This is a genomic window from Ilumatobacter sp. (genome assembly GCF_041688325.1).
Lineage (GTDB): Bacteria > Actinomycetota > Acidimicrobiia > Acidimicrobiales > Ilumatobacteraceae > Ilumatobacter_A.
This window is the reverse complement of sequence record NZ_JBDNIJ010000362.1, coordinates 1-3,108: the sequence shown is the minus strand read 5'-3', so window position 1 is coordinate 3,108 and position 3,108 is coordinate 1. Positions and strand designations below refer to the sequence as shown.

Sequence of the window (3,108 nt, the reverse complement as noted above, 5' to 3'; positions counted from 1 at the left end):
GCCATCGCTGCAGTCGTCGACTCCTGGTTGGAGAGCTGAAACAGCAGCGCACCGCCGGCAAGCAAGATCATCAATGCGGTGCCCACCGAGAGCAGGAGCAGTGTGCGCGTCTTCATCGCCAGTCAGGCTACGAGCGCTCACTGCTGTCCAGAACTGCTGTCCGGAACTGCTGTCCGGAACTGCTGTCCGAAACTGCGGCCCGGAAAGAGCACCTGACTGCGAAACCTCCGAGAAACCCGGCCCCCTGGTGCAGTCGGTCTCGAGCCGATCACCACTACCGTCAGCTCGATGAGAGGTTCTCGATTTCTTCCGGCGCTGGCTGCAAGCAGCCTGCTGATCGCGGCGTGCGGCGGCGGGTCAACCAATGACGGCACCGCAGCGACGCCCAAGCCCGCAGCCGAAACGTCCCTGGCATCTGACGTTCCGGCGATCGACGTTGCAGCGGCCGGGCCTGCTCCTGCCGACACGGCCGCCGCGGGCGATGTTGTGGCCGCACCGGGCGATGTTGTGGCCGCACCGGCCGCGCTGCAGTTCACCGCTCCGCTCGTCGGCGGCGGCGAACTCGATGCTGCGACGTTGGCTGGTAAGCCCACACTGTTCTGGTTCTGGGCGCCCACTTGAATCGCTTGCAACCGTGAAGCTCCCTCGGTCGAGGCAGCAGCAAAGAAATTCGCCGGTGCAGTCAACTTCGTCGGTGTCGCATGGACCGGCGATGACGACGATTTCCAGGGGTTTATCGACAAGCACAGCTTGACGTTCCCGCAAATCAGCGACAACCCAGGCATCGTGTTCAACCGATTCGACGTCGCCTTCCAACCCGCGATGTCCATTGTCAAGACCGACGGCTCGATCGAGTCGATTGCCGGGGCAGTGAGCGGCGACCTCCTCGATCAGATCCTCTCCGAAGCCTGACCCGCTTCCGGCTCACACACCGCTCACACACCCTGAAACACCCTGCACACACCCTGCAATCGGGAGCAGGGTGGCGCGGCTCGCGTGGGCTGCCGTAAACTTCGGGTCATGCGCGTTGCCATCACCGGTTCCTCAGGTCTTGTCGGCACGGCCCTGATCAGTCACCTCGATTCGCTTGGCCACACCTCGGTCCCGGTGGTCCGGCGGGCCGCCAAGCCAGGCGAAATCACATGGTCGCCGAGCGACGGCGTACTCGACCCAGGTGACCTTGAAGGAATCGACGCAGTCGTCCACCTCGCCGGCGCGGGCATTGGCGACAAGCGGTGGAGCGACGACTACAAAAAGGTGCTCATCGACAGCCGCCTCGACGGCACGTCGCTGCTCGCAACTGCCATCGCAGCATGCTCCGACGGCCCGAAGGTGCTGCTGTCCGGCTCGGCGATTGGCTACTACGGCGCACGCGGCGACGAACAGCTCGACGAGTCATCGACTCCCGGTACCGGTTTCCTCGCACAGCTGTGCGTTGACTGGGAAGAAGCTGCCGCTCCCGCAGCAGCCGCCGGCACCCGAGTCGTCTTACTCCGGACGGGCATCGTGCTCTCCGCCGACGGTGGCGCACTCAAAAAACAGCTCCCCCTCTTCAAGATCGGTGCGGGCGGCACCATGGGCTCGGGCGCACAGTGGCAAAGCTGGATCTCGATCGACGACGAGGTCGCAGCAATCGCTCACCTCCTCGCAGCCGACGTCGAGGGGCCCGTCAACCTGACAGCGCCCAACCCGGTCACCCAGCAGACCTTCGCCAACACGCTCGGCAAGGTGCTCAAGCGGCCGACCTTCCTCCCGATCCCGAAGTTCGGTCCGAAGCTGCTCCTCGGCAGCGAGCTTGCCGAAAACCTGCTGTTCACCGGGCAGCGAGTCAGCCCGACCGTCCTGCTCGGCGACGAGACGTTCACGTTCCGTCACGCCGAACTCGAACCCGCGCTCCGCGCCATCTTGGGTAAGTGACCGTCGCAGTCGTCGGCGCTGGCCTCGCTGGCCTGGCCTGCGCCACAGCGCTCCACAAAGCCGGCATCGATGTCGACATCTACGAAGCCAGTGATGGCGTCGGTGGGCGCGTCCGGACCGACATCGTCGATGGCTTCATCCTCGACCGCGGATTCCAGGTCACCCTGACCGCCTACCCCGAGATGCGTCGGCAGCTCGACATGGACGCCCTCGACCTGCAGGCGTTCGACCCCGGCGCACTGGTCTGGCGCAACGGCAAGGGATCCGTCGTGTCCGACCCGTTCCGGATGCCCACATCCGTGCTCGGCACGGTCACTGCGCCGATCGGTTCGCTGTTCGACAAGGCCCGCATCGCACTGCTCCGACGCCGAATCCGCAGCGTCCACCCGGCACAACTGCTCCGTGGCGACGACATCAGCACCGGCGACGCCCTGCGCGAGGCCGGTTTCAGTGACACGATCATCGAGCGGTTCTTCCGCCCGTTGGTTGGCGGCATCCAGCTCGATCCCGACCTGAACGACAGCCGACGCATGTTCGACATCATCTTCCGCATGCTCGCTGACGGCGACTCTGCGGTCCCGGCCGCCGGCATGCAGGCCATCCCCGACCAACTGGCAGCGCAGCTCCCCGATGGGTCAATCCACCTCGATCAGCGGGTGACGGCCACCACGGCGACCAGCATCACAATCGATGGCAGCACGCAGGCGCACGACGCCGTCGTCATCGCCACCGAGGGCCCCGCCGCCGCACAACTACTTGGCCTTGCAACGGTTGTCTCGAAGTCTGTCGGTTGCGTCTACTTTGCCGCCGATACACCGCCGACCAAGAAGAAGCTGGTCGTCCTCGACGGCACCGGGGTTGGCCCGGTCCTCAACGTCGCAGTGATGAGCAACGTCGCACCCACCTACGCTCCTGCGGGCCGGCACCTCATTGCCGCTGCAATTCCCGGAGCATTTCCCGACGGCGATCTCGCCGACATCGCCCGACGCCAGCTACGCGGCTGGTGGGGTGGCGCTGTCGACACGTGGGACCATCTCGCCACATACAAGATCGCTCATGGCCAACCCGGCCAGCAAACACCGTTCAGCCCGAAGCAGGCCATCGACCTCGCCGACGGCCGCTTCGTGTGCGGCGACCATCGCGATACCGCCTCCAGCCAGGGTGCGCTGTACTCCGGCAGGCGTTGTGCCG

At 65.5% G+C, this 3,108-nt stretch carries 4 protein-coding genes; all 4 read left to right on the top strand.

All coding sequences use genetic code 11. The annotated features are described in order from the left end of the window. Nucleotides 1–288 precede the first annotated feature (288 nt). Nucleotides 289–621: a hypothetical protein gene (locus ACH2EI_RS18695; protein ID WP_395161121.1), complete on the top strand. Its 333-nt coding sequence runs from the start codon at nt 289–291 to the stop codon at nt 619–621. Then, a complete protein-coding gene (locus ACH2EI_RS18690; protein WP_395161123.1) occupies nt 622–912 on the top strand; it encodes a TlpA family protein disulfide reductase in 291 nt (96 codons plus the stop codon). A gap of 108 nt (nt 913–1,020) precedes the next feature. After that, a complete protein-coding gene (locus ACH2EI_RS18685) occupies nt 1,021–1,917 on the top strand; it encodes a TIGR01777 family oxidoreductase (protein ID WP_395161119.1) in 897 nt (298 codons plus the stop codon). After that, nucleotides 1,914–3,108 (top strand): NAD(P)/FAD-dependent oxidoreductase (locus ACH2EI_RS18680; protein WP_395161117.1); only part of this gene is annotated, 1,195 nt, incomplete at its 3' end. The genes ACH2EI_RS18685 and ACH2EI_RS18680, both read left to right, overlap by 4 nt.

Bases quoted from the DNA above. Each gene is read 5' to 3' on its own strand.
- ACH2EI_RS18695 (WP_395161121.1), top strand. From the start codon at position 289: ATGAGAGGTTCTCGATTTCTTCCGGCGCTGGCTGCAAGCAGCCTGCTG.
- ACH2EI_RS18685 (WP_395161119.1), top strand. From the start codon at position 1,021: ATGCGCGTTGCCATCACCGGTTCCTCAGGTCTTGTCGGCACGGCCCTG.